This is a genomic window from Microbulbifer epialgicus, assembly GCF_041447265.1.
Taxonomy (GTDB): Bacteria; Pseudomonadota; Gammaproteobacteria; order Pseudomonadales; family Cellvibrionaceae; genus Microbulbifer; species Microbulbifer epialgicus.
Map to the genome: position 1 here is coordinate 1 of NZ_JBGMEK010000169.1, position 3700 is coordinate 3700.

At 48.6% G+C, this 3700-nt stretch carries 4 protein-coding genes; all 4 read left to right on the top strand.

Features of this window, described 5'->3' with window-relative positions; genetic code table 11:
- Positions 1-289 precede the first annotated feature (289 nt).
- Positions 290-655 carry an antitoxin Xre/MbcA/ParS toxin-binding domain-containing protein gene (locus tag ACCI49_RS23895; protein ID WP_371841753.1) on the top strand — a complete coding sequence of 122 codons (366 nt, stop codon included), beginning with the start codon at positions 290-292 and terminating at the stop codon, positions 653-655.
- On the top strand, positions 652-1437 hold the full coding sequence (locus ACCI49_RS23900) for an RES family NAD+ phosphorylase (protein WP_371841754.1): 786 nt from the start codon (positions 652-654) through the stop codon (positions 1435-1437). Before ACCI49_RS23895 ends, ACCI49_RS23900 begins: the two co-directional genes overlap by 4 nt.
- A 24-nt stretch (positions 1438-1461) precedes the next feature.
- Positions 1462-2454 (top strand): 1-aminocyclopropane-1-carboxylate deaminase/D-cysteine desulfhydrase, encoded by a 993-nt coding sequence (locus ACCI49_RS23905; protein ID WP_371841756.1) that lies wholly within the window; start codon positions 1462-1464, stop codon positions 2452-2454.
- Between the two features lie 180 nt (positions 2455-2634).
- On the top strand, positions 2635-3504 hold the full coding sequence (locus ACCI49_RS23910) for an NAD(+) kinase (protein ID WP_371841757.1): 870 nt from the start codon (positions 2635-2637) through the stop codon (positions 3502-3504).
- Positions 3505-3700: the final 196 nt, after the last annotated feature.

Sequence of the window (3700 nt, forward strand, 5' to 3'; positions counted from 1 at the left end):
GTTGGTTAGAATGCCGGCCTGTCACGCCGGAGGTCGCGGGTTCGAGTCCCGTCCGGTCCGCCAGATACAAAAAAGCCCTCACTATGTGAGGGCTTTTTTGTATCTGGATTTTCTATTTTCATCCTGCAATTTAGTATCACCAGCGCTTTCTGCGTAACCGGTGCTTTGAGCGCTGCCGCCTCAAGGGGACTTTAGGGCGAACTTAGGGGCGGCCAGGCTAAGGTTCCGTTGTTTTTTGTCCGGAAAAAGCCTATATTTTGGACATTCGACCAGAAAGCAGGTAGGGCGTATGACTTCCATCCCCAACTATCATCCGCAACCGAGTGCTGATGAGGTGCTACTCGAGGCGCTTTTAAACGCTGCCACTCACTTACATATAAAAAAGAAGGATCTTGGAGAAATCATCCACCTGGATGAACGGACTTTAAGGCGCAAGTCGGGGCTTGACCCGGATGGTGCTCCTGGTCAACTTGCACTGCTTTTGGTTCGCGCATATCGGGCAGCTTTTGTCCTTACTGGTAATGAGGTGGGTGCTCGGCAGTGGTTTTCTACGCCCAACCGTGCACTTAATGGTACCCCTAGGGAATTGGCGGGCCGAATTGATGGCTTAGTGCGAGTTGTTGCCTACTTGGATGCAATGAGAGGTAAGGTTTGACGGCTAGTTTGGCTCAGAGGATTGAGTCAGCAAAGACTCGCTTGATGGGGCGCTTGTATCGCATTGTTGAGTCTCAGGAAGAGGTGGCAACTCGAAGCTTGGTCGATAACCTGCAGAAACAAGAGGTGCTGGAGCGCCTGCTGGAAGAGAGTAAGCCAAAGCGTTTACCGGGCACGGAAGACCTGCACTACCTGCTTGCCACCCCATTTCGCTATCCACCGCTGCCATGGGGATCACGTTTTGGTGGGGTTGCTCAATCCGGAGTTTTTTATGGCAGTAAAACCGTGGAAACAACTTTGGCAGAGGCAGCCTATTATCGGTTGTTATTTTTTAACGATATGGTCCAGTCTCCGTCCGAACCTCTGACCAGTTACCATAGTGTCTTCTCGGCAAAGTATCGCGTAGAGCCTGGCATAAGACTGCAGGCCCGCGCTTGGGAGGCTGACTGGTCCTCAATTTCTCATCCTACTGATTACCGTTATTGCCAGGAATTAGGAGACAAATTCCGCCAGGCTGGAGTTTACGGGCTTGAGGCGCCTTCAGCTCGTGCACTTCAGGCGGGATTGGCTCAGTTGCCGCCCAGTAATTGTGAAGGTATCAATGTAGCCCTATTTGAACCAAGCGGCCTCTTGAAGCGAGCCCCTATCCAGGAGGCTGACGTTACCGCTGAAACCGGTGTTGCCGGTGTAATATTCCTGATCAAGTCTGGTGGTGGGACTGAAACCGTCGACTTTCCCCTGAATTCTTTCTTGGTGGATGGTTATCTGCCCAGACCCGCATAACAATTGAACTAAACAGATATAGCCATGTTGCCCCGCCTTCTAGATAGTCTGGACCTGCAGGCATTTACCGATGCAGCTCGCCAGGTTCCATATCAGCAGATAAGTAGTGAAGTATTTCCCGGCCTGGATGTTTGGGTTCGTCGCGATGACTTGATAGATCCGCTTATTTCGGGAAATAAAGCCTATAAGCTTATTTTCAACCTGATTGAGGCGAGGAATCAGGGGGCTAAGACAATCGTTACCTGTGGTGGGGCTTGGTCAAACCATATTCACGCTGTCGCAGCTGCTGGTGCTCGATTTGGGTTTAAGGCAATAGGGATTATTCGAGGGGAAAGGCCTGCTGAATTCAGTGCGACTTTACAGGATGCTCAGCGATTTGGTATGGAGTTGAAGTTTGTGACAAGAGCTCAGTACCGGCGGAGAGGGGAGTTGGATTTCTTACGCGATCTGGGGCTGGAAAACGAAGGGGTTTATTTTGTACCCGAAGGGGGGGCGAACTTAGCCGGTGTAAAAGGTGTCCAGCTTTTGGGGCGGGTAATTGAAGAAACTGCCCCGGTTGCATTTGATCAGGTTTGGGTGGCTTGTGGGACTGGGGCTACGTTTGCAGGGCTTTATTCAAGCATTCAGAATTGCTCGGTTATTGGGGTTGAGGTTTTAAAGGCTGCGGACAGTATTTTAAATGAGGCTTGTTACTGGGTTTCCCAGGCTGAGAGTGCTTTACCTGGCGGCCAAAAAACTAATAACCATTCAGCTTTGGCAGGCGCCGAGAGACTTACTGAACTACGAAAGCGCCTATTGAGCCAATTTCATTTTGGGGGTTATGGCAGATACCCTAAAGAGCTGCGAGATTTTCATATGGGCCTTTCTTTTGAGGGGGTTCCCCCCTTTGAGCCAGTTTATATGCTCAAGTTACTCTATGCGCTTCAAAAAGGCTCGGGTGAAAAGGAATTGAGTGGGGGAAGGGTTCTTATTCTGCATTCAGGGGGCCTGCAAGGTCGTCGTGGCTTCAATGATTAATGAATTAAGCCCAGCCGAAGCTCAAGCGACAATGAGGCTGCTCTGGCCTGGTTCGACTGGAGCGGCCCTCTCCGGCATAATATGCTGTTTGGTGGTGTTTGCATTGGCTGTTCCAATGTTTACTTGGTGCTTGGCTGAATTGCGCACAGGATGAGTGCCTTAAGTAAGCCTGGGGGATGCATGTCAGAGTTTCAAAATATAGGCTTAATTGGCCGAACTGAAAGTGAAAGTGCGGTTATTTCTTTACGGCGCCTGATGGCTTTTCTCGAACGGGGGGGCTATTCGATTGTATTGGAGGAAGAGACCGCTAGTGCAGTAGTTGATCATAACACAAGGGTTTCCTCGAAGGATAAGCTTGGAGAGCTTTGTGATTTGGTTATAGTTGTTGGTGGTGATGGAAGCCTATTGGCTGCAGCTAGGGCGCTTGCTAAATTTAGTGTTCCTTTATTGGGAATTAACCGTGGGCGCCTTGGGTTCCTCACAGACATTACACCTGACCAGGTTGAGAAAAAGGTTGGGGAGGTATTGTCTGGCAAATATATGGCCGAAAGCCGTTTCTTGCTGGATATGTCCGTTAGCCGAAATGGTAAGGTCGTCGGTAGAGGTTCAGCTTTAAATGATGTGGTCCTGAGCCCAGGTGAATTCATTCGTATGATTGAGTTTAACCTTTATATAGATGGGCAGTTTGTATATACACAGAGATCAGATGGGTTAATCATTTCTACTCCGACCGGATCTACAGCATATGCTCTTTCGGGTGGCGGTCCAATTATGCACCCGAAACTAGATGCCATAGTCCTTGTTCCACTCAACCCTCACACCCTGAGTAGCCGTCCAATTGTTGTAGAAGGGAGCAGTGAGTTTAAGATTATTATTGGTGAGCACAATATTGCCAAGCCTTATATTACTTGCGATGGACATGATCAGGTAGTAACTGAGGTTGGTGATACCATTCGAATCCATAAGAAGCCACATCGACTGACATTAATTCACCCAATAGATCATAATTTTTATGAAACATGTCGGTCAAAATTAGGCTGGTTAAGTTAAAAACTTATCGAAGTTGAAGCCGTTTGTAATGCGGAATCTACCTGATAGGCAGCGTTTAAATAAGCACTGGTTGGGTGATAAAACCATTAGTGGGGATCGAGGGGTTTACCAGTTTTGATGAAGGTGCCTAAGCCTAAAAGCAAAACCAAGGATAAACCCCATGATCCATACTAATGATCGCATCATCAAACACAAG

Coding starts and splice junctions, on each gene's coding strand:
- ACCI49_RS23895 (WP_371841753.1), top strand. CDS start 290: ATGACTTCCATCCCCAACTATCATCCGCAACCGAGTGCTGATGAGGTG.
- ACCI49_RS23905 (WP_371841756.1), top strand. CDS start 1,462: ATGTTGCCCCGCCTTCTAGATAGTCTGGACCTGCAGGCATTTACCGAT.
- ACCI49_RS23910 (WP_371841757.1), top strand. CDS start 2,635: ATGTCAGAGTTTCAAAATATAGGCTTAATTGGCCGAACTGAAAGTGAA.